This window comes from Streptomyces cyaneofuscatus, from assembly GCF_042718795.1.
Taxonomy (GTDB): Bacteria; Actinomycetota; Actinomycetes; order Streptomycetales; family Streptomycetaceae; genus Streptomyces; species Streptomyces cyaneofuscatus_A.
Map to the genome: position 1 here is coordinate 85,894 of NZ_JBHXOX010000004.1, position 25,454 is coordinate 111,347.

Sequence of the window (25,454 nt, forward strand, 5' to 3'; positions counted from 1 at the left end):
GCGGGGTCAGACCAGGGAACCGCCCGGCAGCTCCACCTTCGCGCCGAGCTTCTCCAGCTTGTCCATGAAGTTCTCGTAGCCACGGTTGATCAGGTCGATGCCGTGCACCCGGGAGGTGCCCTGCGCCGCCAGCGCCGCGATCAGGTACGAGAAGCCGCCGCGCAGGTCGGGGATGACCAGATCGGCGCCCTGGAGCTTCGTCGGTCCCGAGACGACCGCCGAGTGCAGGAAGTTGCGCTGGCCGAAGCGGCAGTCCGAGCCGCCCAGGCACTCGCGGTAGAGCTGGATGTGCGCACCCATCTGGTTGAGCGCGGAGGTGAAGCCGAGCCGCGACTCGTACACGGTCTCGTGGACGATGGACAGCCCCGCGGCCTGCGTCAGCGCCACCACCAGGGGCTGCTGCCAGTCGGTCTGGAAGCCGGGGTGCACGTCCGTCTCCAGCGCGATGGCGTTGAGCGCGCCGCCCGGGTGCCAGAAGCGGATGCCCTCGTCGTCGATCTCGAAGGCACCGCCGACCTTGCGGTAGGTGTTGAGGAAGGTCATCATCGACCGCTGCTGGGCGCCGCGTACGTAGATGTTGCCCTCGGTCGCCAGCGCCGCCGACGCCCAGGAGGCCGCCTCCAGGCGGTCCGGGATCGCCCGGTGGGTGTATCCGTCGAGCCGGTCGACACCGGTGATCCGGATGGTCCGGTCGGTGTCCATGGAGATGATCGCGCCCATCTTCTGCAGTACGCAGATGAGGTCCTCGATCTCCGGCTCGACGGCCGCGTTGGACAGCTCGGTGACGCCCTCGGCGAGGACGGCGGTGAGCAGCACCTGCTCGGTGGAGCCCACCGAGGGGTACGGCAGCCGGATCTTGGTGCCGCGCAGCCGCTGCGGGGCCTCCAGGTACTGGCCGTCGGCCCGCTTCTCGATGGTCGCGCCGAACTGGCGGAGCACCTCGAAGTGGAAGTCGATCGGCCGGCCGCCGATGTCGCAGCCGCCCAGGCCCGGGATGAAGGCGTGGCCGAGGCGGTGCAGCAGCGGGCCGCAGAAGAGGATCGGGATGCGCGACGAACCCGCGTGGGCATCGATGTCGGCGACGTTCGCCGACTCGACGTGCGAGGGGTCGAGGATCAGTTCGCCCGGCTCGTCGCCGGGGCGGACGGTGACGCCGTGGAGCTGCAGCAGTCCGCGGACCACCCGTACGTCACGGATGTCGGGAACGTTGCGGAGGCGGCTGGGCCCGCTGCCGAGCAGCGCGGCGACCATGGCCTTCGGCACCAGGTTCTTGGCGCCTCGGACGCGGATCTCGCCCTCCAGCGGGGTGCCGCCGTGGACAAGCAGGACATCGTCTGTGCCGGTCATGTATCTCGCGTTCCGGAGTGGTCGGGCAGGGGGCCAACGAAAAGGGTAATGGCCTCCTACCCCCGTTCCGTAAGGCGAAGGGGGGTGTACGAACGTCATGAATCCGCCACAACACCCTCCGCGCACCCGATCTTGCGGAGGGTCACCGTCCGGATGGCCCCCGGATCCCGCCCGTACGGTGCGCTCCCCGTGCCTCCGTGCGCCCTGAGCTGCGCTCGCTCTCCTGAGGTGGTCATCACGGCCGTCGGACCCCCGCGAAGGGTGAAGATGCGGGATCATTTCTGCCATGACGGAGGTGTCCTCGCTCACAGGGCGACTGCTCGTGGCCACACCCGCCCTCGCGGACCCGAATTTCGACCGCGCGGTGGTGCTCCTCCTCGACCACGACGAGAAGGGTTCCCTCGGCGTGGTCCTGAACCGCCCGACCCCGGTCGGCGTCGGTGACATCCTCGGCTCCTGGGCCGCGCTGACCGGTGAGCCGGACGTCGTCTTCCAGGGCGGCCCGGTCTCGCTCGACTCGGCGCTCGGCGTGGCGGTGATCCCCGGCGACGAGGGCCCGCTCGGCTGGCGCCGGGTGCACGGGGCGATCGGCCTGGTCGACCTGGAGACCCCGCCGGAGCTGCTCGGACCGGCGCTCGGGTCGCTGCGGATCTTCGCCGGGTACGCGGGGTGGGGGCCCGGTCAGTTGGAGGACGAGCTGACCGAGGGCGCCTGGTACGTGGTCGAGTCGGAGCCCGGTGACGTCTCCTCCCCGCGCCCGGAGAACCTCTGGCGCGCGGTGCTCCGGCGGCAGCGCGGCGAGCTGGCGATGATCGCCACGTATCCGGACGACCCTTCACTCAACTGAAGCCCGTTCTCTTCAGTACCCTTGGCGGTTATGAGCACTCTTGAGCCCGATCGCGGGGCAGGTACGGGGACCCTCGTAGAGCCGACGCCACAGGTGTCGAGGGGCGACGGCGACCACGAGCGCTACGCCCATTACGTCCAGAAGGACAAGATCATGGCGAGCGCCCTGGAGGGCACTCCCGTGGTCGCGCTGTGCGGCAAGGTCTGGGTGCCGGGGCGCGACCCCAAGAAGTACCCGGTCTGTCCCATGTGCAAGGAGATCTACGAGTCCATGGGCGCCGGCGGCGACAAGGACAAGGGCAAGGGCGGCAAGGACAAGGGCAAGAAGTAGGGCCGGGCTCCCACTCCGTCTTCCGAAGGCCCCCGGCACACGCGTCGACCGCGTGTGCCGGGGGCCTTCGGCATGCCCGGGCGCAGGCCTCCCCCCGCCACCGGTGACGGAACGTGACCGAACGTTCTCGCGTTGCGCGGGCTGCGTCACCGGGTCACAGAGTGGTGGAGACCACTTGTCGGGCGCCGGAACCGGACTTACTCTCCTGCCAGTTGTGCAGAACGAAACGCACGTTGCACATGATGCAACGCATGACCGGTAGGGGTTCCCGGATGAAGCTTTCTGCCCGAATTGCCGCCCCGGTTGCGGCGCTTGTGCTGGCGGGCCTCACCGCCACCGCCTGCGCGCCGCAGACCTCCGACACCAGTGCGAAGGGTGACGAGAAGAGCGGCACGCTCCGTGTCTGGCTCTTCCAGGAGGTCGGCAACAAGCCCAAGGAGAAGGTCGTCGACACGGCCGTCGCCGCGTTCGAGAAGAGCCACGAGGGCGCGAAGGTCGAGGTGGAGTACATACCCGTCGACACCCGCGCCCAGCGCATCAAGGCCGCCTTCAACGACCCCAAGAGCGCGCCCGACCTCATCGAGTACGGCAACAGCGACACCGCCGGATACGTCAAGGACGGCGGACTCGCGGACGTGACCGAGGAGTTCGGCGCCTGGGACGAGGCCAAGGACACCGACCCGATCGCCAAGCAGTCCGTCACCGTCGGCGACAAGGTCTACGGCGCCCCCTTCTTCGTCGGCGTCCGGGCCCTCTACTACCGCACCGACGTCTTCAAGGACCTCGGCATCGAACCCCCCAAGTCCCAGGCCGAGCTGATCTCCACCGCCAAGAAGATCCACAAGGCGAAGCCCGACCTCTACGGCCTCGCGGTCGGCGGCGCCTACACCTACGGCGCGATGCCCTTCATCTGGTCGCACGGCGGCGAGATCGCGGGCGAGAGCGGAGGAACGTACAAGTCGGCCATCAACAGCGAGAAGTCCCGCAAGGGCATCGAGGCCTACACCTCCCTCTTCGGCGACGACAACTGCCCGGCCGCCAAGTGCGCCTCCATGGGCGGCAACGCCACCGTGACCGCCTTCGCCTCCGGCAAGGCCGCCATGGCCATCGGCGGCGACTTCAGCCACGCGGCCGTCGAGGCAGGGTCGGTCAAGGGGAAGTACGCGGTCGTCCCGCTGCCCGGCATCGCCCCGGACTCCATCGCCCCCGCCTTCGCGGGCGGCAACAACATCGGCGTGCTGAAGAGCAGTTCGCACCGCACCCTCGCCGTCGACCTGATGAAGTCGCTCACCGGCAAGAAGACCCAGGCCGAGATGTTCGACGCGATGGGCTTCCTGCCCACCTACACCGACGTCCTGGGCAACGCCGCGAAGAAGCAGCCTTTCGTCGCCCCGTTCGTCCAGACCCTCGGCGCCGGCGCCAAGTTCGTCCCCGCCTCGCCCGCCTGGGGCCAGATCGACGCCTCGCTGGTCCTGCCGAACATGTTCCAGGAGATCGTCTCCGGCCGTAAGGACGTGGCGCAGGCCTCGGACGACGCGGCGAAGAAGATGGACGCGGCCTTCACCGACGCGGGCTGACGATGACCACGCCCACCACCGCTCTCAAGGCCCCTGCCCCCGGTGCGTCCGGGGCGGGCGCGGGCACTCCCGCCGCCCGCCCGCCCCGGCGCGGCCGCTCGGTGTCCCCCCGGGGCCACTCCGGCTGGACCCCCTGGCTCTACCTCCTGCCCGCCCTCGTCCTGCTCGCCGGGCTGCTGGTCTACCCGATCTACCAGCTCGGCCTGATCTCGTTCCTGGAGTACACCCAGGCCCAGGTCAGCGGCGGCGAACCGACCACCTTCAAGGGCTTCGGCAACTACGCCACCCTCTTCAACGACAGCCAGTTCTGGCAGGTCCTCCTCGCCACCGTCCTCTTCGCCGCCGCCTGCGTGGTCTCCACGCTGGCCGTCGGCTGCGCGCTCGCCGTCCTGCTCACCCGCATCCGCGCCCTGCCCCGGCTGGTGCTGATGATGGCCGCGCTCGGCGCCTGGGCCACCCCCGCGATCACCGGCTCCACGGTCTGGGTCTTCCTCTTCGACCCAGACTTCGGACCCGTGAACAAGGTGCTCGGCCTCGGTGACTTCTCCTGGACGTACGGCCGCTACAGCGCCTTCGCGCTCGTCCTCCTCGAAGTCCTGTGGTGCTCGTTCCCGTTCGTCATGGTCACCGTGTACGCGGGCATCCGGGCCATCCCCACCGAGGTGCTGGAGGCCGCCTCGCTGGACGGCGCGTCGCAGTACCGGATCTGGCGGACCATCATGGCGCCGATGCTCAAGCCGATCCTGATCGTCGTCACCATCCAGTCGATCATCTGGGACTTCAAGGTCTTCACCCAGATCTACGTCATGACCAACGGCGGCGGCATCGCGGGGCAGAACCTGGTGCTCAACGTGTACGCGTACCAGAAGGCGTTCGCGTCCTCGCAGTACAGCCTCGGCTCCGCGATCGGCGTCGTGATGCTGGTGATCCTGCTGGCGATCACGCTGGTCTATCTGCGCCTGGTGCGGCGCCAGGGGGAGGAACTGTGAGCGCGACGACCGAGAGTGCCGTACGTGATCGTCCTGGAGGCGACCGTCCCGTACGCGAGCGTCCTGGAGGCGGTGGTCGCGTACGTACGGCGCTACGCGTCAAGCGGCCCGGCAGGCTGGCGGCCGAGGCCGTGGCCCTGCTGATCGCCGTGGCCGTCGCCTTCCCCCTCTACTGGATGGTGCTCTCCGCCTTCAAACCGGCCGGGGAGATCCAGTCGACCGAGCCCCGCCCCTGGACGCTCGCCCCCTCGCTCGACTCGTTCCGCCGGGTCTTCGAGCAGCAGGACTTCGGCCGCTACTTCCTCAACAGCCTGCTGGTGGCGGGCACGGTGGTCATCCTCTCGGCGCTGGTCGCCTTCCTGGCCGCCACCGCCGTGACCCGCTTCCGCTTCAAGTTCCGCACCACCCTGCTCATCATGTTCCTGGTGGCGCAGATGGTGCCGGTGGAGGCGCTGACCATCCCGCTGTTCTTCCTGATGCGGGACTTCGGCCAGCTCAACACGCTCGGCTCGCTGATCCTGCCGCACCTCGCCTTCTCGCTGCCGTTCGCCATCTGGATGCTGCGCGGCTTCGTCAAGGCGGTCCCCGAGGCCCTGGAGGAGGCCGCGTACATCGACGGGGCCAGCCGCACCCGCTTCCTGTGGCAGATCCTCTTCCCGCTGGTCTTCCCGGGCCTGGTGGCGACGAGCGTCTTCTCCTTCATCACCACCTGGAACGACTTCCTGTTCGCGAAGTCGTTCATCATCAGCGACACCTCCCAGTCGACGCTGCCGATGGCGCTGCTGGTCTTCTTCAAGCCGGACGAGAACGACTGGGGCGGGATCATGGCAGCCTCGACCGTGATGACCATCCCCGTCCTCGTCTTCTTCGTACTCGTACAGCGGCGCCTGGTCTCCGGACTCGGCGGCGCGGTTAAGGACTGACGTCTCATGACATCCGACGACACGACGGCTCCCGACGACATGGCGGCTCCCGGCCTGGTCCCCAAGCCGCGCGACGTGAGCTGGGCGGGGCCCGGGCAGGGGCCGTACCCGCTGGACGAGGCGACCGTGCTCAGCGCCGCGCCGGGCGCCGAGGGCGTCGCCCGCTGGCTGCGTGCCACGGTCGGCGCGGCCACCGGGCTGGAGCTGCCGCCGGGTACGGAGGGCTCCCGCGTGGAGCTCTCGCTCGACCCGGCGCTGGCCTCCGAGGCGTACCGCCTCACCGTCGGCGCCGAGGCCGTGACCATCACCGGCGGCAGCGCGGCCGGCCTGTTCTGGGGGGCGCAGACCTTCCGTCAGCTCCTCGGCCCGGACGCCTTCCGCCGCGCGCCCATCGCCCCGGGGCGCACCTGGCACGTCCCGGCGGGGGTCGTCGCGGACGAACCCCGCTTCTCCTGGCGCGGCCTGATGCTCGACGTCTCCCGGCACTTCCTGCCCAAGGACGACGTGCTGCGCTATCTCGACCTCCTCGCCGCGCACAAGCTGAACGTCTTCCACTTCCACCTCACCGACGACCAGGGCTGGCGCGTCGAGATCAAGCGCTACCCGCGCCTCACCGAGGCGGGCGCCTGGCGCTCCCGTACCAAGTACGGCCACCGGGCCTCCGAGCTGTGGGACGAGACCCCGTACGGCGGCTACTACACGCAGGACGACATCCGCGAGATCGTCGCCTACGCCGCCGAGCGGCATATCCGCGTCGTCCCCGAGATCGACATCCCGGGCCACTCGCAGGCCGCCATCAGCGCATACCCCGAGCTGGGCAACACCGACGTCATCGACACCACCACCCTCTCCGTCTGGGACACCTGGGGCATCAACCCGAACGTACTCGCCCCCACTGACAACACCCTCCGCTTCTTCGAAGGCGTCTTCGAGGAGTTGCTCGACCTCTTCCCCGCCGCCACCTCGCCGTTCATCCACGTCGGCGGCGACGAGTGCCTCAAGGACCAGTGGAAGGAGTCCCCGACCGCCCAGGCCCGGATCGCCGAACTCGGGCTGAAGGACGAGGACGAGCTCCAGTCCTGGTTCATCCGCCACTTCGACGGCTGGCTCACCGCACGCGGCCGCCGCCTCATCGGCTGGGACGAGATCCTGGAAGGCGGACTCGCCGAGGGTGCCGCGGTCTCCTCCTGGCGCGGCTACGCGGGCGGCATCGCGGCCGCGGAGGCCGGGCACGACGTGGTGATGTGCCCGGAGCAGCAGGTGTATCTGGACCACCGTCAGGACGGCGGCCCCGACGAGCCGATGCCCATCGGGTACATCCGCACCCTGGAGGACGTCTACCGCTTCGAACCCGTTCCGCCGGGCCTGAGTGAGGACGCCGTACGGCACATCCTCGGCACGCAGGCCAACGTGTGGACCGAGGTGATGCAGAACAGGTCACGCGTCGACTACCAGGTCTTCCCGCGCCTCGCCGCCTTCGCCGAGGTCGCCTGGAGCGCCCTGCCGGCCCCGGCCGACCGGGACTTCGCCGGGTTCGAGGAGCGCATGACGGACCATTACGCCCGCCTTGACGCCCTCGGCGTCGACTACCGCCGGCCGGGCGGCCCGCTGCCGTGGCAGCGGCGGCCCGGCATCCTCGGTCGCCCGATCGAGGGGGCGCCGCCGGTGGTGTGAGCCCGTGTTCGGCCCGCGCCGGAGTGTGTACCGGCGCGGGCCGGACAACCTCCGGACGAACAGCCCGTGGAACGAACGGAGTAAGTCGTACAAACATCGCTGAAGAGTGGCAATTCACCCTCCACTCCGAAGAGGTGCGAAACCGGATCATCCCCCAGGTCAGGGACGGATCCACCCTTCGCGGACCCTCGCGCCGGTCCCATCGGAAGATGTGCCAGAGTTGCCACGTCCGGCCTGTGAACACGTACCGTACGGCGGAACAGGCGGACCAGCCGGGAGACCGGGAAGGGGCAGCTGGGTTGACCACGCACGCACCGCAGGCGCTGCAGTCGGTGACGCTGCCGGCCTCGCTCGACGAGGCCGTGGCGGCGCTGGAAGCCATGCCTGCCGCCGTTCCCGTGGCGGGCGGGACGGACCTGATGGCGGCCGTGAACAAGGGGCTCCTGCGCCCCTCGGGACTGGTCGGCCTCGGCCGGATCAGCGAGCTGCGCGGCTGGCACTACCAGGACGGCCACGCCCTGCTCGGCGCCGGCCTCACCCACGCCCGCATGGGACGGCCCGACTTCGCCGCCCTGATCCCCGCCCTCGCCGCCTCCGCGCGCGCCGCCGGCCCGCCCCAGATCCGTAACGCCGGAACCCTCGGCGGCAACATCGCCACCTCCGCGCCCACCGGCGACGCCCTGCCGGTGCTGGCCGCCCTGGAGGCCGAGCTGGTCGTCGCGGGACCCGGCGGGGTCCGCCGCGAGATCCCCGTCTCCCACCTGCTGGCGGGGCGCGAGATGCTGAGCCCGGCCGAGCTGATCGGCTTCGTCCGGGTCCCGCTGCTGCACGCCCCGCAGGTGTTCCTGAAGGCCACCGGCCGCACCGGCCCCGGCCGCGCCACCGCCTCGGTCGCCATCGTCCTCGACCCGGCCCGGCGCGGGGTGCGCTGCGCGGTGGGCGCCATCGCCCCGATGCCGCTGCGCCCGCTGGAGGCGGAGCGCTGGATCGCCTCGCTGATCGACTGGGACGGCGAGCGGGGCCTGGCCCCCGACGCGCTGGCCGCCTTCGGCGAGTACGTCGCCGCCGCCTGCATCCCGGACCACGAACCGCCGGCCGACGGATCAGAGGCCCCGCCGCTGTCCCCTGCCGTGCTCCACCTGCGGCGCACCGTCGCCGTGCTGGCCCGACGCGCACTGGGGAGGGCACTGTCGTGAGCAATGAGGAACACCCCGACCCCCGGTACGAGGGCTGGGAGCCGACGCCGCAGAGCGGTGAGTACGACGCCGACGCCACGGCCTTCGTCCAGCTCCCGCCGGAGGACCTGGCCAACATCCCGCTGGCCGCGCCCGGCCACGGGTACGTACCGCCGATGATCGTTCCGCTGACCCCGGCCGCCGGTCTGGACCCGGCCGCGACGGGGAGCTGGGTCGTGCAGACGCAGAGCCAGCAGCAGGCGCAGGCCGAACGCCGCGCCCAGGAGCAGCCCCCCGGCGCGGTGCACTGGCCGGACCCGAACGAGCAGGGCGGCTACGCGCAGCCGTACCAGGAGACCTCGCACTCCACGGCCCAGTGGAACTTCACCGAGGCGATGGGGGAGCAGGCGGGGCAGTCCGGGCAGCCAGGGCAGTCCGGGCAGCCCGATGCGGGGGCGGCCTCCGCGGAGTACCAGGACCACACGGGCCCCGGCGACCACTCAGGCCACCCTGACCACACCGGCCACCCTGACCGCACCGGCCACCCTGACCACACCGGCCACACCCACACCTCCGCACAGGCGGGCCACACGGGCCACACAGGCCAGTGGACGATCCCGGTCGCGGACGGGGATCTTCCGGACGAGTCGGGCGAGTTCCTGGCCTCGGCGGCGGCCTCGCAGCCGTGGTACGCGGACGACACGCGCCCGGCCACGCTCCCCGGCGGCGCCCCCGCCCCTTGGGCCACGCAGCCGCAGGCACAGCCGGAGCCGCAGCCGGAGCCGGAGGAGCCCCCGGCACCCGTGCGCCCCGGCCCGGACGAGGAGCACACGGCGGCCCACCCCGCCGCGGACCCCGGCCCCGAGACCGACGGACACCCGTTCCCCGCCCCCGAAGCGGAGGAGCCGCCGGCGGAACCCCCCGCCGGGACGGACGCGACGGACGCGGCGGAAGCGGAACCGGAAGCGGAGCCCCCGACCACCCCCGCCCCGGAAACCGCAGCCACCCCCGAGGCGGAAGCGGAACAGACCCCCGAAGCGGAACCCGAGCCGGACCCGTCCCACGACCCGTCCCACGACACCGCACTCGACCCCGCGCACGACCCGTCCCACGACCCGGTCGCCGCACCCCTGGACGTACCGAGCGAGCACCCCGCCGCCGCCTACGTCCTCCACGTCAACGGCGTGGACCGCCCGGTCTCCGACGCCTGGATCGGCGAGTCCCTGCTCTACGTGCTCCGCGAGCGCCTCGGCCTCGCCGGCGCCAAGGACGGCTGCTCGCAGGGCGAGTGCGGGGCGTGCAACGTCCAGGTCGACGGCCGCCTCGTCGCCTCCTGCCTGGTGCCGGCCGCCACCGCCGCCGGGAGCGAGGTCCGTACGGTCGAGGGGCTCGCCGTCGACGGGGAACCCTCCGACGTCCAGCGGGCGCTCTCCGCCTGCGGGGCCGTCCAGTGCGGCTTCTGCATCCCCGGCATGGCGATGACCGTGCACGACCTGCTGGAGGGCAACCACGCCCCCACCGAGCTGGAGACCCGCCAAGCCCTCTGCGGCAACCTCTGCCGCTGCTCCGGCTACCGGGGCGTGCTCGACGCGGTCGCGGACGTCGTGGCGGCCCGCGAGGCGAGCGCGGAGGCGGCGGCCACCGCTCAGACGGCCACCGCCCAGGACGAGCCCCGCATCCCGCACCAGGCCGAGCCCGGCGCCGGCGGCGTACAGCACCAGCCCCAGCACCACCCGCACCATCCGCACGAGGGAGGCGCGCAGTGATCAACGCGCGCAGACCCGTGCCATCCGGACAGCACCCCGCGACACCACAGGTCACCCCCCGCCCCCGTAGCGGCGGGGCGAACGACAAGGAGGCGGCGTGAGCGGCGACGCAGCCACCGCGGCCAACGCGACCAGCACCACCCTGCCCCGGATCGACGCGGCAGCCGGCCCGGGCGACGGCCCCGGCCAGGAGCCGCCCCTGATGGGCCTGGGCGCCTCGCTGCCGCCCACCGACACGCGCGCGAAGACCGAGGGCACCTTCCCGTACGCCGCCGACCTCTGGGCCGAGGGGCTGCTCTGGGCCTCCGTGCTCCGCTCGGCCCACCCGCACGCCCGCATCCTCTCCATCGACACCTCGGCCGCCGCCGCGATGCCCGGGGTGCGCGCGGTCGTCACGCACGAGGACGTCCCCGGGGACAGCAACTACGGCCGCAGCGTCGTCGACCGCCCGGTCTTCGCCGCCGACCTGGTCCGCCACCACGGCGAGCCGATCGCCGCCGTCGCCGCCGACCACCCGGACACCGCGCGTCTCGCGGCCGCCGCGATCGCCGTCGAGTACGAGGTGCTGGAGCCGGTCACGGACCCGGAGAAGGCGTTCGCGGCGGAGCCCCTGCACCCCGACGGCAACCTGATCCGGCACATCCCGCTCCGCTACGGCGACGCCGAGGCGACCGGCGAGGTCATCGTCGAGGGCCTCTACCGCATCGGCCGCCAGGACCCGGCACCCATCGGTGCCGAGGCCGGCCTCGCCGTCCCCCGCCCCGACGGCGGCGTCGAGATCTACACCGCCTCCACCGACCCGCACACCGACCGCGACCTGGCCGCCGCCTGCTTCGGCCTGGAGCCGGACCGGGTCAAGGTCGTCGTCACCGGCGTCCCCGGCGCGACCGGCGACCGCGAGGACCCCGGCTTCCAGATCCCGCTGGGCCTGCTCGCCCTGCGCACCGGCTGCCCGGTGAAGCTGGCCGCCACCCGCGAGGAGTCCTTCCTCGGCCACGCCCACCGCCACCCCACCCTCCTCCGCTACCGCCACCACGCGGACGCGGACGGCCGGCTGGTCAAGGTGGAGGCCCAGATCCTGCTGGACGCGGGCGCGTACGCCGACTCCTCCTCGGAATCACTCGCGGCCGCCGTGGCCTTCGCCTGCGGCCCGTACGTCGTCCCGCACGCCTTCATCGAGGGCTGGGCGGTCCGCACGAACAACCCGCCCTCCGGCCATGTCCGCGGCGAGGGCGCGATGCAGGTCTGCGCGGCGTACGAGGGCCAGATGGACAAGCTGGCCGCCAAGCTCGGCATCGACCCGGCCGAACTCCGCCTCCGTAACGCCTTGTCGACGGGCGACATCCTGCCCACCGGCCAGACGGTGACCTGCCCGGCCCCCGTGGCCGAACTGCTCCGCGCGGTCCGCGACGCCCCCCTCCCCGCCCTCCCCAAGGACACCCCGGAGGACGACTGGCTGCTGCCCGGCGGCCCCGAGGGCGCGGGCGAACCCGGGGCGGTGCGCCGGGGCGTGGGATACGGGGTCGGCATGGTCCACATGCTCGGCGCCGAGGGCGCGGACGAGGTCTCCACGGCCACGGTCCGGGTCCACGACGGCGTGGCGACGGTGATCTGCGCGGCGGTCGAGACGGGCCAGGGCTTCACCACCCTCGCCCGCCAGATCGTCCAGGAGATCCTGGGCGTGGACGAGGTCCATGTGGCGGCGGTCGACACCGACCAGCCCCCCGCCGGCCCGGCGACGCACGGCCGCCACACCTGGGTCTCCGGCGGGGCGGTGGAGCGGGCGGCGAAGATGGTCCGCACCCAGCTCCTCCAGCCGCTGGCCCACAAGTTCGGCATGTCCACGGAGCTGCTCCAGATCGCGGACGGCAAGATCACCTCGTACGACGGTGTCCTGTCCACCACGGTCATGGAGGCGATGGACGGCAAGGAACTCTGGGCCACCGCCCAGTGCCGCCCCCACCCCACCGAGCCGCTGGACGGTTCCGGCCAGGGCGACGCGTTCGTGGGCCTGGCGTTCTGCGCGGTACGGGCCGTGGTCGACGTCGACATCGAGCTCGGCTCGATCCGCGTGGTCGAGATGGCGGTCGCCCAGGACGTGGGCCGCGTCCTGAACCCGAAGCAGCTTGCTGTCCGCATCGAGGCAGGCATCACCCAGGGCATCGGCGCGGCCCTCACCGAGAACCTCCGCACCGCCCGCGGCCTGATCCGCCACCCCGACCTGACCGGCTACGCGCTCCCGACCTCGCTGGACGCCCCGGACATCCGCATCGTCAGACTGGTCGAGGAACGGGACGTCGTCGCCCCCTTCGGCGCCAAGCCCGCCTCGGCCGTCCCGGTCGTGACGGCCCCGGCAGCGGTGGCCTCGGCGATCCGCTCGGCCACCGGCCGCCCGGTCAACCGCCTGCCGGTACGCCCGCAGGCGGCGGTCGTGACCCCGAAGGCCTGACGGGGCCCACGCGTTCGTCTGTTTTCTTGACCAGGGGGAGTGCCGGACATGATCTCCGAGCCGGAGCTGATAGGCGATTTCGGACCGGAGCACACCGCGGAGACGGTGGGCGACGTCGACCGGAAGCCCCCGTCCGGACGCCGGCGCGGCCACGGCCTCCTCTGGGGCGCGGCCGGAGCACTGGTCGCGTCCGCGGTGTGGGCGACGGCCGTCTTCGCGTACGGGGACGGCGTCGCACGGAGCCCGGACGCGCGCGGCTACCGGGTGGACGGCCGCTCGTGCTCCGCGATGCAGCTGAAGGCGCTGACCGCGTCCGTGGGGAAGCGCGAAGACGCCCCCGCCCTCGCTCCGGGCCGCATCGAACACCCGGCGCTCGACCAGGTCCGCTGCTCCATCGGAATCGCCTCCGAGGAGGGTGCCGAGACGTACGCCAAGGGCTGGAGCCTCTACGTCCAGGTCGGGCTGACGGTCGACCTGTACAAGGAGACCGACCCCCGGTCCGAGTTCGAGGCCCGCGAGGGCCCGTCGGTCCTGACGGACGGCGAGGAGAAACGGCCCGAGCTGGTCCCCAACCTCGGGGACCGGGCCTATCTGCTGGTCGATGACGGGGAAGGGACCCGGCTGAGCGTCCTGGACGGCGCCGCGGTCTTCACGCTCACCACCTCCACCTCCATGAACCTCGCGGAACCCGAGGCCGAGGAGAGGCCGGACGAGTGGCCCGACGGCCCCGCGCCGGAGTCGTTCCACGCCGACATGATCAGTGACCTGCGCGATGTGATGGAGAAGCTGAAGACGGCGGCCTGAGCGCCGCCGACCGCTCAGCAGATCAAGGGGGAATTCCATGACGTTCGACGAGGAATGGGCCGAACTGCGCACGGCGGCGGCCGAACGAGCCGCCATGCGGAGCAACGGCGTCCCGGCCGAGGGCGGCGGAGGCGGGGGCGGCGCACCCGACCTGGTGGTGCACCGGGACGACCTCGGAGCCATCGGAAACGACGCCTATGACCTGAGGACGAGGCTGTCGAAGGAGGGCGACCACGCCCGCCCCGCCACCTTCGACGCGGCGATCGCACTCACCAACGGCAACTTCACGAGCGGCGCGGCGGTGCTCAAGGTGCACGACCGCTGGCAGACCCAGCTGAAGACGCTGCTGGATTCCTGCGCGCACATCTCGAACCACCTGGACTACACGAAGGCGCAGCACGCGAAGGACGAGGTGAAGGTCGTGGGCGACCTGCCACCGATCTCCAAGCTCACGGAGTATCTGCAGTAGGACTCGGGGGAGAACACGCACGTGCTGAGTTACCGGGACATCGTCGACGCACCCGTGGGGAAGCTGAAGGCCGCGGCTGACGACTGGTCGGAGATGGCGCAGAAGCTGGACAGACTTGCCACCCAGGCAGCCGACGGAATGAAGACGAGGGCGGACAAGGCCGGCTGGGAAGGGCTCAACGCGGGGGTCACCAGAGCATTCATCGGCAAGACCGCCAAGGAGTTCGCGGACGCCGCGGCTCAGGCCAAGGGCGTGAAGATGATCCTGGAGGACGGCCTCGCCACCATCAAGAAGGCCAAGGACGATCTGACCGGTATCCGGGACCACGAAGGGCACGCCGCCGCCATCCGGGTCGACGCGGACGGCAAGGTGTCCGCGCGCCGGCCGCTCGCGGACGCGCCTCCCGCGCAGCGGCACGATCCCGACTACCCGCAGTTGGTGCGTCAGGAGAAGCAGAACATCGCCGCCTGGCAGAAGAAGATCGACCTGATCGTGGACAACTGCAATGACGCCGATGTGTCGTTGAAGAACGCCCTGGAAGCGAACGCCACCGACCGCAAGGACTTCAGCGCCCCCAAGTACACGAAGCTGGACCATGAGGAGGCCACCAGGGCCGCCGCGCTGGCCGCCAAGGGGCGTGACCTCACACACACCGAACTCCAGGCGCTCAACGAACTGCTGAGGGACAACAGCAAGTCGGTGGAGTTCTCGAAGAACTTCTACGAGAAGCTCGGCCCGGAGAAGTCCTTGTCCTTCTTCGGGCAGCTCGCCACGGACACGCACCGGAGCATGAAGGTGGACAAGGAGCGGCTGAAGGACGTCCAGGCGCTCCAGAAGAACCTCGGGCTCAACCTGGCCACCGCCTCGTACGACAAGGCGTTCTCGGCGGAGTGGGGGCCGGAGCTGCGCAAGCTCGGGACGCAGCAGATTCCGCTCACCAAGTACGACACCACCGGCGATCCGTACGGGTACCAACTGCTCGGCGGCATCATGCGGTACGGCACACACGACGCCAAGTTCCTCAATCCGATCGCCGAGCATGTTGCGCAACTGCATCAGAAGGATCCGTACAGGTTCGCCGACAACAAGCAGGTGCACAGCTTTCTGGGAAACCCTTTCAACCCCTCGGGCAAGAACGGTTCCGGCTACGACCCGGTCACGGCCATGCTGGAGGCTCTGGGAAACAGCCCGGACGCGGCGAGGCGCTTCTTCACCGACGATCCGACGGCCTACAACGAGGACGGCACGGCCGACAAGGGAGCCACCGCCGACCTCGGCAAGCAGGACGGCGAGGTCATCGACAACTACCTCGACTTCTTCGGAAACGAGAAGTGGGAGTCGTTCCCGGACATGGGCTCCACCGACCCGAACAAGCTGGGTGTGACACGGCAGTACATGCCGGACGCGCTGGGGCATGCGCTGGAGGCGGCGACGCTGGGCTATCCGGCGGGTCATCCGGACGCGGGTGTTGTGCGGGACGCCGACAACGCGGCTGTCATGCGGCAGGTCATGGAGAAGTACGGAGAGGACGCCGGGCTGCTCAAACGGCAGGAGGGTCTGGCCGACAGCCTCGGGGTCATGGGGGCCGGGTACATCGACGACATCAACTGGGCATTGGACAAGGGAATTTCGGACAGCGTCTTCGCTCCGGCCAAGAATCTGGAGGGACACGTCTCCTTCGATGGCGAAGAGGAAGAGGGCAGGAGCACCGCCCGCCGCTTCCTCAGCGCACTCGGTCAGCACCCAGATGCGTACGCCACCCTTTCCGCTGCTGAGCAGGTCTACACGAGGAGTGTGCTCGAAACGCAGGTGGGGCCCGACGGGAAGATCGATACGGGGTCGGCCCGATCCACCGTTCATGTCGGAGCCGAGGTGCAGGGCATGCTCGACCAGTCCCGGGCCGACCAGGTCGCGGCGAACCACATGAAGACGCATGAAGATTTCGAGAAGGCAGTGGCCAACCGTGCCGGATGGGTGGAATTCGGTGCGGCGGCGGGAATCGCGGCCGGTGTCGCGTTCCTGCCGGCGACGGCCGCCGTAGGAGCTGCCGCTGTGCTGATCCCCTTGGCGACCGATACCGTCGGCGGGGCCGCGGAGCAGGTCATCGGTCAAGTCGTCGGCGATATCTCGGACAACTCGGTCGACAGGAGCAAGGAGAAGGCTGAGGAGCTCACCGAAGGGGACTGGAAAAGGATCTACCGGTCCGGCGAAGCCTTGGCGGAGGCTCCGATGGAGGAGTTCCTGGCACGTCATACGACCAAAGAGGATTCCGGATTCCGCCAGGACATGAAGGAATCGATGCGCTCGGGCTACTCGACCGGAAACAACCGTGAGAACCAGCAGGGCACAAGCCCGGAGACAGGCTGAGAGGCGTGGCTGTGAGTGAGTTGCGGTACAGGAGGGTGCTGACGGCTGCCCTGGTCATGACGGTGGGTTTCGGCGGAGCGGCCTGCGGATCGGAGCCCGAACCCGAACCTGCTTTCGTGGGTGCGGGCGAGGTGTGCGAAGGCGTCTTCCCGGCTCGCCTGGGGAAGACGGTGGAAGCCGTTGCCGGAGCCACGTCCTTCGAGTGGCGCGCCGGAGGAGGCATGGCCCGGGTGATCGAGAAGATCAAGGAGGGGTATGCGTCGGACCGCACCTGGTCGACCAGCGAGAAGCTCTGCCAGATACCCGTAAAGGGAATCAGCTCCCGTGAGAGGACCGCTCTGTCCTTCAGTATCTACGCCCCCCAGGATGTGGGGGACCCCCGTAACCCTGAGGGCACTCGGCTGTTCCCGCTGGGCAAGGAAGCAGTGGCCCGCGCGGGTTCGGCAGGTCTCTACTTCGAGTGTGTGAGTCCGCGGATCGAAGGGTCGGAGCGGGCTCCGGCCCGTATCCGTGGAGGGCTGGGGAGGGCGCATGACCGGGGCGATGCCGTGAGCGATCTGGTGGCCAACCTCACGGTCCTGCACGCTGCCTCTCTCGCCGTGGCGAAAGAGCTCGAATGCGAGGGAAACGGCGGGCTTCCCGAGAAGCTGGACCCCGAACTGAAGCCTCTGCCCTGAGCTGGGGTGCGCCGGCCAGGAGCCGGATGCGCGGCGGGCCACCGGTGGCCTCGGCCGTCCCCCGGCCCACCGGCCGTCCGGTTCAGCAGGCGCCGTCCGCGACAGGCGCGGTCAGCTCGTACACGACAACGGCCGCCCCGCGGAACAGGGGCGGCCGTAGCCTTTCGGTGCCTCAACTGGAGGCCGTGACCGGAATCGAACCGGTGTAACTCGAGTTGCAGTCGAGCCCCTGAGCCTCTCGGGCACACGGCCATGCGTTTGTTTCTTCGTCCTCGACGTTAGGGGGCGCGGGCAGCGGGCCACAAGGGAAGCGGCCGGTACGCAATACGACTGCCATACGCCGTTCACGCCCGGCCCTGCGGCCTACGACCAAGGGACGACCCCGGGCGGGGCCGGGGACAGGGCTCAAACCGCTCGATGCCCCTTACTCTGGGGCCATGACCGCCCCCGAACGGCGCGACGGCACCGATGCCGCGCGCCCCGCGCCGACCGATCCGCCGCATGACCACCGCCAGGCCGGCCCGCCCCTCGACCACCGCGGGACCCGCTTGCCGCACGACCTGCCGGGCGGCCCCACCGACCCGGCGACCGGGCTGCCGGCGGACCTCCCCACCGACCTGAAGACCGGCATACCCGGGGACCTGCGGCCGGGGATGCCGGACGCGCTGCCCGAGGATCTGGCCGGGGCGGTCACCGAGGCGGCCGCCGAGGGGGTGCTCGGGCGGACCTACCGGGCGCTCAGCATCGGCATCGTCTCCGTGGTGTTCCTCATCGCGTTCGAGGCGACGGCGGTCGGTACGGCGATGCCGGTCGCCGCCCGCGAACTGCACGGCATCCCGCTCTACGCGTTCGCCTTCTCCGCGTACTTCACCACCAGCCTCTTCGCCATGGTCCTCTCCGGCCAGTGGGCCGACCGGCGCGGACCGCTCCAGCCGCTCGCCACCGGGATCACCGCCTTCGGCGCGGGGCTGCTGCTCTCCGGGGCGGCCGGCTCCATGTGGGTCTTCATCGCGGGCCGGGCGGTCCAGGGGCTCGGCGGCGGGCTGGTGATCGTCGCCCTGTACGTGGTCATCGGGCGCGCCTACCCCGAACGCATCCGGCCCGCCATCATGGCCGCCTTCGCCGCGAGCTGGGTGATCCCGTCCGTGGTCGGGCCGCTGGCCGCCGGCACGGTGACCGAGCACCTCGGCTGGCGCTGGGTCTTCGTCGGCATCCCCGCCCTCATCGTGATCCCGCTGGCCCTGGCCCTCCCGCAGATCCGCCGGATGGCCTCGGGCCCGGCGGGCCCGGACGCACCGGCGCCGCCGTACGACCGCCGCCGTATCCGCCTCGCGCTGGGGATCTCGGCGGGGGCCGGGCTGCTCCAGTACGCGGGCCAGGAGCTGAACTGGCTCGCCGTGCTCCCCGCCGCCGCGGGCGTCGCGCTGCTCGTGCCCGCCGTACGGGGCCTGCTGCCCACCGGCACCGTACGGGCGGCGCGCGGGCTGCCGTCGGTGATCCTGCTGCGCGGGGTGGCGGCCGGTTCGTTCATCGCCGCCGAGTCCTTCGTACCGCTGATGCTGGTCACCCAGCGCGGCCTGACCCCGACCATGGCGGGCCTCTCCCTGGCGGTGGGCGGCGCGACCTGGGCGCTGGGCTCGTACGTCCAGTCCCGGCCGCGCCTGGAGCCGTACCGGGAGCGGCTGATGGTGAGCGGGATGGTGCTGGTGGCCGCGTCCATCGCCGTCGCCCCCACCGTACTGATCCCGGCCGTCCCGGTCTGGATCGTCGCCGTGGCCTGGGCCTTCGGCTGCTTCGGCATGGGCATGGTGATCGCCTCCACCAGCGTCCTGCTGCTGAAGCTTTCGGCCCCGGAGGAGGCGGGCTCCAACTCCGCCGCCCTCCAGATCTCCGACGGCCTCTCCAACGTCCTGCTCCTCGCCCTCGGCGGCGCCGCCTTCGCTGCCCTCGGCGGCGAGGCTCTGGGCGCGGCGGCGCACGGCATGGTGGGCGGAGCGGCCACGGGCTCGCACCCGGCGGCCTTCGCGGCGGTGTTCGTGCCGATGGCGGTGGTGGCTGTGGTGGGGGCGTGGGTGGCTACGCGGGTCGTCGTACGGGAGAAGTGATCGGTACCACTCTGGCCCCACCCGATGGTACCGTTCTGGTATGGCTATGAACCTGCGTCTCCGTGACGACCAGACCGAGGCCCTCAAGCAGCGTGCCGAGCAGGAGGGCACCAGCATGCACGCGATACTGCTCCAGGCCGTGGACGACTACCTCGCCAGGACGGCGCAGCAGGCCATCGTCCGCAAGACGGCGAAGGAGCAGGCGGCCAAGTGGAGCGAGCTGATGGAGCGGCTGAAGTGAGCTGCGTCTATCTGAGCTCCGAGGATGTGCTCGTGATCGCCGGGTACGCCTGCGACGACATGCAGATCGTCGTACGGGACGCCGGTCTGCTGGAGTCGGCGGTCCATCGCCCTTCGGCCGCCATGTTCGGCGAGGAGGCCTATCCCGACCTCCTCGACAAGGCTGCGGCGCTCCTCCAGTCCCTGGCGGTCAATCATCCCTTCTTCGACGGCAACAAGAGGACGGCCTGGCTCTCCTGCGTCACCTTCCTCGCCATGAACGGCGTCGACCTGCGCCCGGACATCGACGCGGCGGAACGGCTGGTCATCGACGTCGCCACGGGTGAGACGGACGAGATCAAGGTGATCTCGCAGGGGCTGCGGGACCTGGTCGTCGACGCGATGTGAGCACGGTCTCGTCGGCTCTCGGCGCGGCTCGTTCGTACCGGGTTTCCACCGGGCCCCCGGTAGGGTGGCCCGGTTGTCGTATCGCGGGCCGGGTCCTTCGGGCCGGGTCGGCAGCGGCAGCGATCCACGTACCCGAGCGCCCCGAACCGGAGACCGTGACTACTACCACCGCCTCCCACCACCTCTCTCCCGCCTTCCCCGGCCGCGCCCCCTGGGGCACCGCCAACAAGCTGCGAGCCTGGCAGCAGGGGGCCATGGAGAGGTACATCCAGGAGCAGCCGCGCGACTTCCTCGCCGTCGCCACGCCCGGCGCCGGCAAGACCACCTTCGCGCTGACCCTCGCGTCCTGGCTGCTGCACCACCATGTCGTCCAGCAGGTCACCGTGGTCGCCCCGACCGAGCACCTCAAGAAGCAGTGGGCGGAGGCCGCCGCCCGGATAGGGATCAAGCTCGACCCGGAGTACAGCGCCGGTCCGCTGAGCAAGGAGTACCACGGCGTCGCCGTGACGTACGCCGGTGTCGGCGTCCGGCCCATGCTGCACCGCAACCGGTGCGAGCAGCGCAAGACCCTGGTCATCCTCGACGAGATCCACCACGCCGGTGACTCCAAGTCCTGGGGCGAGGCCTGCCAGGAGGCGTTCGACCCGGCGACCCGGCGGCTCGCGCTGACCGGTACGCCGTTCCGGTCGGACACCAACCCGATCCCCTTCGTGCAGTACGAGGAGGGCAACGACGGCATCCGCCGCTCCTCCGCCGACTACACCTACGGCTACGGCAACGCGCTCGCCGACGGCGTCGTCCGCCCGGTCATCTTCCTCAGCTACAGCGGCAACATGCGCTGGCGCACCAAGGCCGGCGACGAGATCGCGGCCCGGCTCGGCGAGCCGATGACCAAGGACGCCATCGGCCAGGCCTGGCGCACCGCGCTCGCGCCCACCGGTGAGTGGATCCCCAACGTGCTGGCCGCCGCCGACAAGCGGCTCACCGAGGTCCGCAAGGGCATCCCCGACGCGGGCGGGCTCGTCATCGCGACGGACCAGGACTCGGCCCGCGCGTACGCGAAGATCCTGAAGAAGGTCACCGGCGAGACCCCGGCCGTGGTCCTCTCCGACGAGAAGGCGGCCTCGAAGAAGATCGACAAGTTCAGCGCGGACGAGTCGCGCTGGATGGTCGCGGTCCGGATGGTGTCCGAGGGCGTCGACGTGCCACGGCTCGCCGTCGGCGTGTACGCGACCACCATCTCCACGCCCCTCTTCTTCGCCCAGGCCGTCGGCCGCTTCGTGCGCTCCCGCAGGCGCGGTGAGACGGCCTCCGTCTTCGTACCGACGATCCCGATGCTCCTCGACTTCGCCAACGAGATGGAGGTCGAACGCGACCACGTCCTCGACAAGCCGAAGAAGGGCAGCGACGAGGAGAACCCGTTCGCGGAGGAGGACCAGCTCCTCGCCGACGCCGAGCGGCTGGAGGACGAGGAGACCGAGGAGCAACTGCCCTTCGAGGCGCTGGAGTCCGACGCGGTCTTCGACCGGGTGCTGTACGACGGCGCCGAGTTCGGCATGCAGGCCCACCCGGGCAGCGAGGAGGAGCAGGACTACCTCGGCATCCCCGGGCTCCTCGAACCCGATCAGGTGCAGCTCCTCCTCCAGAAGCGCCAGAGCCGCCAGATCGCGCACAGCCGCCAGAAGCCGGCCGAGGAGGCCGACCTCCTGGAGAAGCCCGCCGAGGCGCGGCCCGTCGTCACGCACAAGCAGTTGCTGAGCCTGCGCAAGCAGCTCAACACGATGGTCTCCGCCTACACCCACCAGAGCGGCAAGCCCCATGGCGTGCTCCACAACGAGCTGCGCCGCGTCTGCGGCGGCCCGCCGAGCGCCGAGGCGACCGCCCACCAGATCCAGCAGCGGATCGCCAAGGTCCAGGAGTGGGCCACCCGCATGTCGTGAGACCCCTCCTCCGTGCGGCTCGTTCCGGTCCGTCCGGGGCGGGCCGCACGCCCGTTTCCGGCCACGCGGCGCCTCCCGCCGCCCCCGGGCCGGAAAATTGTGCAGGCTTCAATTCACGGTGAGTTAACGGTAGTTCACATGGGGTGCACGAAGGGTCACGATCACGTCTGTCCTCCTGGACGCGCGTAGATGTTCGCGTTTCGGACGCCACCGCGCTGACCGGCGGTTATGTCGTACGGTTCGGGCCCCGTCCGGCGAAGCGCCCGGATTCTGGACGAGGGCTTCCGCTGAGCGGACTGGCTCGCTACTGTCCCCGCCATATGAACGCCCCGTGGCAGAGCCGCCGCGGAGCGCAGCCGGTGCCTATGGCCAGACCGGCGGCCTCTCCGTGCGTCGCCGCTGGGACCGGTGCCGCAACCCCCGGAGCAGGGCCGCCGTCGCTCACCCGAAGAGGAGAGGGCGTCGTGACAGCGGAGACTTCCCAGACGCTCGACCGAGGACTGCGGGTCCTCAAACTGCTCGCCGATACCGACCACGGTCTGACCGTCACCGAGTTGTCCAACAAACTCGGGGTCAACCGCACCGTCGTCTACCGGCTGCTCGCCACCCTGGAGCAGCACGCCCTGGTCCGCCGTGATCTGGGCGGCCGCGCCCGGGTCGGACTCGGTGTGCTGCGCCTGGGCCGTCAGGTGCACCCCCTCGTCCGGGAGGCCGCGCTGCCCGCGCTGCGCTCGCTGGCCGAGGACATAGGGGCCACCGCCCACCTCACGCTCGTCGACGGCAGCGACGCCCTCGCGGTCGCCGTCGTCGAGCCGACCTGGACCGACTACCACGTGGCCTACCGGGCGGGCTTCCGGCACCCGCTGGACCGGGGTGCCGCCGGGCGGGCCATCCTCTCCGCCCGCCAGCACACCGCGGCCGGGCACCCCGGCTACACCCTCACCCACGGCGAGCTCGAAGCCGGTGCCAGCGGGGCGGCCGCGCCGCTGGTCGGGGTGTCGGGGGTGGAGGGGAGCGTCGGCGTGGTCATGCTCGCCGACGCCGTACCGGAACGGGTCGGGCCCCGGGTGCTCGACGCAGCCCGGGAAGTGGCGGACGCCCTGCGGTAGCGCCTCACGCGGCGGCGCCCCCTGCGGCAGTGGTACGGCGGCGGTACTGCGGGGGCGTGCGCGCCGGCGGTACGGCGGGGGCGTGCGCCTGGCGCGTTCCCGCTCCGGCGCGGCGGTTAGATTGGACGGGTGCTCACTCGTCTCTCGCGCCCCCGCGCGCTCGCCCTCTGCGCGCTGCCCGTCCTCGCCCTCCTCGGTACGGCGGCCCTCGCGCCGCTCCCGTTCACCGTGGCGCAGCCCGGGGTGACCGCCGACGTGCTCGGCAAGGACCGGGGCAAGCCGGTGATCACCATCACCGGCGCGGAGACCCGGCCCACCGACGGGCAACTGCGGATGACCACCATCGTCGCGACCGGGCCCACGGCGGACATCCGGATCGGCAACGTGCTGGACGGCTGGTTCCGTACGGACCGGGCGGTCATGCCCCGGGACTCCGTCTACCCGACGGGCGGCTCCGAGCAGGAGATCGAGAAGCACAACCTGAACGACATGAAGCAGTCCCAGAACGTCGCCGTCGACGCGGCCCTCAACCAGCTCAAGCGCGAGCCCGGCTCGATGCGCGTCACTGTGGACCTCGGCGACATCGGCGGGCCCAGCGCCGGCCTCTTCCTCTCCCTCGGCATCATCGACAAGCTCGACGGCGACGGCAGGGGCGGCGACCTCACCGGCGGCCGCACCATCGCCGGTACGGGGACGATCAGCGCGGACGGCACCGTCGGCGCGGTCGGCGGGGTCTCCATGAAGACCCAGGCCGCCCACCGCGACGGGGCCACCGTCTTCCTCGTCCCGAAGGCCGAGTGCCGCGAGGCGGAGGCCGAGCGGCCCGACGGGCTGCGGCTGATCCCCGTCACGACGCTCGGCGGCGCGGTGGACGCGCTCAAGGCGCTGGAGCGGGGCGGGAAGGTGCCGAGCTGCTGACCTCCTCCTCGTACGTGTCATCCGGCGGCGGTACGGAGGCCTCCTGGGCCGCCGCCCCCGGACCCGCGACGGCTTCCGCCCGGCCCGCCTCCTCCGCCGGCCCCTCCATCGTCCGCCACGACGGGAACACCAGCGGGCTCAGCGTCGCCACGAAGTACACCCCGCCCATCGCCAGCAGCGCCCCCGACGAGCCCACCCCCTCCACCAGCAGCCCGGCCGCAAGACCGCCCAGCGGCATCGCGAACTCGCAGCCGGCCGTCAGCGCTCCCGACACCCGGCTGCGCAGCCGGTCCGGCACTCGCTCGTAGAGCACCGTCGTCAGGATCGGGTTCAGCACCCCGCCCGCGATCCCGCCCAGCAGCATGGTCACCGCCAGCGGCAGCGTCGTACCGGTCACCGCCGCCACCAGGAACCGCGGCGCGCCGCACAGGATCACGCACACCGTGAACACCGCCCGCCGCGAGAACCGGTGCCCCACCGCCCCGTACAGCAGCGCGCCCGTCAGCCCGCCCGCCCCGAACAGCGCGGTGAGCAGCCCGATCGCCTTCGCCCCGCCCAGCTCGGCCTCGGCGTGCACCGGGAGCAGGACGGCGTTCCAGCCCTGGTCGGTGCCGTTCATGAACATCACCATCACCACGACCGACAGCAGCAGCCGGTTGCCCAGCAAGTGCCCGTAGCCTTCGCGGAGTTCGGTGCCGTACGTGTGCAGCGAGACGGGCGCCCCGCCCTTGCGGGGCTCGGCCGAGGCCAACCCCCGTACCCCGACGGCGATCAGCAGGGCGGAGAGCCCGAACGTCCCGGCGTCCAGGAGGAGTACGGTCTCCGATCCGGCGAAGGCGATGAGCACTCCGGCCAGCGCCGCGCCGACCATCCTGGCCCCGCGCGAGACCGCGTCGAAGAGGCTGGCGGCCCGGGGGAGCGTGGTGCCCGCGTGCTCCGCCAGGTCGGGGATGAGCACGTACCGGGCGGTGTTGCCCGGGGTGTGCGCGAACCCGTTCAGCGCCATCAGCGCGCAGAGCATCCAGAATTCGAGGGCGCCCACGTGGTGCAGCACCGGGATCGCGGCGATGGCGAGACCGCACACCGTGTCCGAGGCGATGGCGACCCGGCGGCGGCCGATCCGGTCGATGAACGGCCCGCCGATCAGCGCGGCGAGGACGATCGGCAGGGTGGCGCAGAACGCGACGACGCCCGCCCGGCCCGCGCTGCCGGTGGTCTCCAGGACGAACCAGGGCACCCCGATCAGGGTGAGCGAAGTCCCGGCGGTGGAGATGGAGTTGGCCGCGAGCGTGGCGGCGAGCGGTATGCGGTGGCGGTGACGGTGACGGTGACGGAGCATGGCCGTGCTTCCCCCGGAGGCG

The 25,454-nt window shown here is 71.2% G+C and carries 21 protein-coding genes and 1 tRNA gene; 19 read left to right on the forward strand and 3 right to left on the reverse strand.

The genetic code is table 11. The annotated features are described in order from the left end of the window. Nucleotides 1-6 precede the first annotated feature (6 nt). A complete protein-coding gene (murA, locus tag ACFWRT_RS05065; RefSeq protein WP_145801215.1) occupies nt 7-1,347 on the reverse strand; it encodes a UDP-N-acetylglucosamine 1-carboxyvinyltransferase in 1,341 nt (446 codons plus the stop codon). Nucleotides 1,348-1,633: 286 nt separating this feature from the next. Here murA and ACFWRT_RS05070 point away from each other — a divergent pair, with 286 nt between their 5' ends. From ACFWRT_RS05070 to ACFWRT_RS05130, 13 genes are all read left to right on the forward strand, one after another. Then, nucleotides 1,634-2,194 (forward strand): YqgE/AlgH family protein, encoded by a 561-nt coding sequence (locus ACFWRT_RS05070; protein ID WP_380950800.1) that lies wholly within the window; start codon nt 1,634-1,636, stop codon nt 2,192-2,194. A gap of 30 nt (nt 2,195-2,224) precedes the next feature. Continuing rightward, a complete protein-coding gene (locus tag ACFWRT_RS05075; RefSeq protein ID WP_029395429.1) occupies nt 2,225-2,524 on the forward strand; it encodes a DUF3039 domain-containing protein in 300 nt (99 codons plus the stop codon). A gap of 272 nt (nt 2,525-2,796) precedes the next feature. Then, complete coding sequence (locus ACFWRT_RS05080) at nt 2,797-4,101, forward strand: extracellular solute-binding protein (RefSeq protein WP_380950799.1); 1,305 nt, start codon at nt 2,797-2,799, stop codon at nt 4,099-4,101. 2 nt (nt 4,102-4,103) lie between these two features. After that, on the forward strand, nt 4,104-5,090 hold the full coding sequence (locus tag ACFWRT_RS05085; protein WP_380950798.1) for a carbohydrate ABC transporter permease: 987 nt from the start codon (nt 4,104-4,106) through the stop codon (nt 5,088-5,090). Nucleotides 5,091-5,206: 116 nt separating this feature from the next. Further along, nucleotides 5,207-6,013 carry a carbohydrate ABC transporter permease gene (locus tag ACFWRT_RS05090; protein WP_380950862.1) on the forward strand — a complete coding sequence of 269 codons (807 nt, stop codon included), beginning with the start codon at nt 5,207-5,209 and terminating at the stop codon, nt 6,011-6,013. Between the two features lie 6 nt (nt 6,014-6,019). Beyond that, nucleotides 6,020-7,687 (forward strand): beta-N-acetylhexosaminidase, encoded by a 1,668-nt coding sequence (locus tag ACFWRT_RS05095; protein ID WP_380950797.1) that lies wholly within the window; start codon nt 6,020-6,022, stop codon nt 7,685-7,687. Nucleotides 7,688-7,986: 299 nt separating this feature from the next. Beyond that, nucleotides 7,987-8,883: an FAD binding domain-containing protein gene (locus tag ACFWRT_RS05100; protein WP_380950796.1), complete on the forward strand. Its 897-nt coding sequence runs from the start codon at nt 7,987-7,989 to the stop codon at nt 8,881-8,883. Then, nucleotides 8,880-10,628: a (2Fe-2S)-binding protein gene (locus ACFWRT_RS05105; protein WP_380950794.1), complete on the forward strand. Its 1,749-nt coding sequence runs from the start codon at nt 8,880-8,882 to the stop codon at nt 10,626-10,628. The genes ACFWRT_RS05100 and ACFWRT_RS05105 overlap by 4 nt, the downstream gene beginning before the upstream one ends. A gap of 97 nt (nt 10,629-10,725) precedes the next feature. Beyond that, the gene (locus ACFWRT_RS05110; RefSeq protein WP_380950793.1) at nt 10,726-13,077 is read left to right on the forward strand and encodes a xanthine dehydrogenase family protein molybdopterin-binding subunit; all 2,352 of its coding nucleotides are present in this window, start codon (nt 10,726-10,728) and stop codon (nt 13,075-13,077) included. 48 nt (nt 13,078-13,125) lie between these two features. Continuing rightward, nucleotides 13,126-13,881: a hypothetical protein gene (locus ACFWRT_RS05115; protein ID WP_380950792.1), complete on the forward strand. Its 756-nt coding sequence runs from the start codon at nt 13,126-13,128 to the stop codon at nt 13,879-13,881. Nucleotides 13,882-13,918: 37 nt separating this feature from the next. After that, nucleotides 13,919-14,350 carry a hypothetical protein gene (locus ACFWRT_RS05120; RefSeq protein WP_380950791.1) on the forward strand — a complete coding sequence of 144 codons (432 nt, stop codon included), beginning with the start codon at nt 13,919-13,921 and terminating at the stop codon, nt 14,348-14,350. Between the two features lie 21 nt (nt 14,351-14,371). Next, nucleotides 14,372-16,717 (forward strand): hypothetical protein, encoded by a 2,346-nt coding sequence (locus ACFWRT_RS05125; protein WP_380950790.1) that lies wholly within the window; start codon nt 14,372-14,374, stop codon nt 16,715-16,717. A gap of 230 nt (nt 16,718-16,947) precedes the next feature. Beyond that, the gene (locus ACFWRT_RS05130; RefSeq protein WP_380950789.1) at nt 16,948-17,394 is read left to right on the forward strand and encodes a hypothetical protein; all 447 of its coding nucleotides are present in this window, start codon (nt 16,948-16,950) and stop codon (nt 17,392-17,394) included. 177 nt (nt 17,395-17,571) lie between these two features. Here ACFWRT_RS05130 and ACFWRT_RS05135 read toward each other — a convergent pair. Continuing rightward, nucleotides 17,572-17,646 (reverse strand) — tRNA-Cys (locus tag ACFWRT_RS05135). A 401-nt stretch (nt 17,647-18,047) separates the two neighbouring features. Here ACFWRT_RS05135 and ACFWRT_RS05140 point away from each other — a divergent pair. The 6 genes from ACFWRT_RS05140 to ACFWRT_RS05165 all read left to right on the forward strand — a co-directional run bounded on the left by ACFWRT_RS05140 (nt 18,048) and on the right by ACFWRT_RS05165 (nt 24,093). Beyond that, nucleotides 18,048-19,499 (forward strand): MFS transporter, encoded by a 1,452-nt coding sequence (locus ACFWRT_RS05140; RefSeq protein WP_380950861.1) that lies wholly within the window; start codon nt 18,048-18,050, stop codon nt 19,497-19,499. Between the two features lie 40 nt (nt 19,500-19,539). Then, nucleotides 19,540-19,740 carry a ribbon-helix-helix protein, CopG family gene (locus ACFWRT_RS05145; RefSeq protein ID WP_026290595.1) on the forward strand — a complete coding sequence of 67 codons (201 nt, stop codon included), beginning with the start codon at nt 19,540-19,542 and terminating at the stop codon, nt 19,738-19,740. After that, on the forward strand, nt 19,737-20,126 hold the full coding sequence (locus ACFWRT_RS05150) for a type II toxin-antitoxin system death-on-curing family toxin (protein WP_380950788.1): 390 nt from the start codon (nt 19,737-19,739) through the stop codon (nt 20,124-20,126). Before ACFWRT_RS05145 ends, ACFWRT_RS05150 begins: the two co-directional genes overlap by 4 nt. A 155-nt stretch (nt 20,127-20,281) precedes the next feature. After that, nucleotides 20,282-22,066 (forward strand): DEAD/DEAH box helicase, encoded by a 1,785-nt coding sequence (locus tag ACFWRT_RS05155; protein WP_380950787.1) that lies wholly within the window; start codon nt 20,282-20,284, stop codon nt 22,064-22,066. 464 nt (nt 22,067-22,530) lie between these two features. Further along, nucleotides 22,531-23,175 carry an IclR family transcriptional regulator gene (locus tag ACFWRT_RS05160; protein WP_030567779.1) on the forward strand — a complete coding sequence of 215 codons (645 nt, stop codon included), beginning with the start codon at nt 22,531-22,533 and terminating at the stop codon, nt 23,173-23,175. Between the two features lie 129 nt (nt 23,176-23,304). Beyond that, complete coding sequence (locus tag ACFWRT_RS05165; protein ID WP_380950786.1) at nt 23,305-24,093, forward strand: S16 family serine protease; 789 nt, start codon at nt 23,305-23,307, stop codon at nt 24,091-24,093. On the opposite strand, the gene ACFWRT_RS05170 is transcribed toward ACFWRT_RS05165, so the two are convergent. Then, nucleotides 24,053-25,432: an MFS transporter gene (locus ACFWRT_RS05170; RefSeq protein WP_380950785.1), complete on the reverse strand. Its 1,380-nt coding sequence runs from the start codon at nt 25,430-25,432 to the stop codon at nt 24,053-24,055. The two genes, ACFWRT_RS05165 and ACFWRT_RS05170, sit on opposite strands and share 41 nt — an antisense overlap. Nucleotides 25,433-25,454: the final 22 nt, after the last annotated feature.

Bases quoted from the DNA above. Each gene is read 5' to 3' on its own strand.
- ACFWRT_RS05140 (WP_380950861.1), top strand. From the start codon at position 18,048: ATGCCGGACGCGCTGCCCGAGGATCTGGCCGGGGCGGTCACCGAGGCG.
- ACFWRT_RS05145 (WP_026290595.1), top strand. From the start codon at position 19,540: ATGGCTATGAACCTGCGTCTCCGTGACGACCAGACCGAGGCCCTCAAG.
- ACFWRT_RS05115 (WP_380950792.1), top strand. From the start codon at position 13,126: ATGATCTCCGAGCCGGAGCTGATAGGCGATTTCGGACCGGAGCACACC.
- ACFWRT_RS05070 (WP_380950800.1), top strand. From the start codon at position 1,634: ATGACGGAGGTGTCCTCGCTCACAGGGCGACTGCTCGTGGCCACACCC.
- ACFWRT_RS05080 (WP_380950799.1), top strand. From the start codon at position 2,797: ATGAAGCTTTCTGCCCGAATTGCCGCCCCGGTTGCGGCGCTTGTGCTG.
- ACFWRT_RS05085 (WP_380950798.1), top strand. From the start codon at position 4,104: ATGACCACGCCCACCACCGCTCTCAAGGCCCCTGCCCCCGGTGCGTCC.
- murA (WP_145801215.1), bottom strand. From the start codon at position 1,347: ATGACCGGCACAGACGATGTCCTGCTTGTCCACGGCGGCACCCCGCTG.
- ACFWRT_RS05170 (WP_380950785.1), bottom strand. From the start codon at position 25,432: ATGCTCCGTCACCGTCACCGTCACCGCCACCGCATACCGCTCGCCGCC.
- ACFWRT_RS05095 (WP_380950797.1), top strand. From the start codon at position 6,020: ATGACATCCGACGACACGACGGCTCCCGACGACATGGCGGCTCCCGGC.
- ACFWRT_RS05075 (WP_029395429.1), top strand. From the start codon at position 2,225: ATGAGCACTCTTGAGCCCGATCGCGGGGCAGGTACGGGGACCCTCGTA.
- ACFWRT_RS05120 (WP_380950791.1), top strand. From the start codon at position 13,919: ATGACGTTCGACGAGGAATGGGCCGAACTGCGCACGGCGGCGGCCGAA.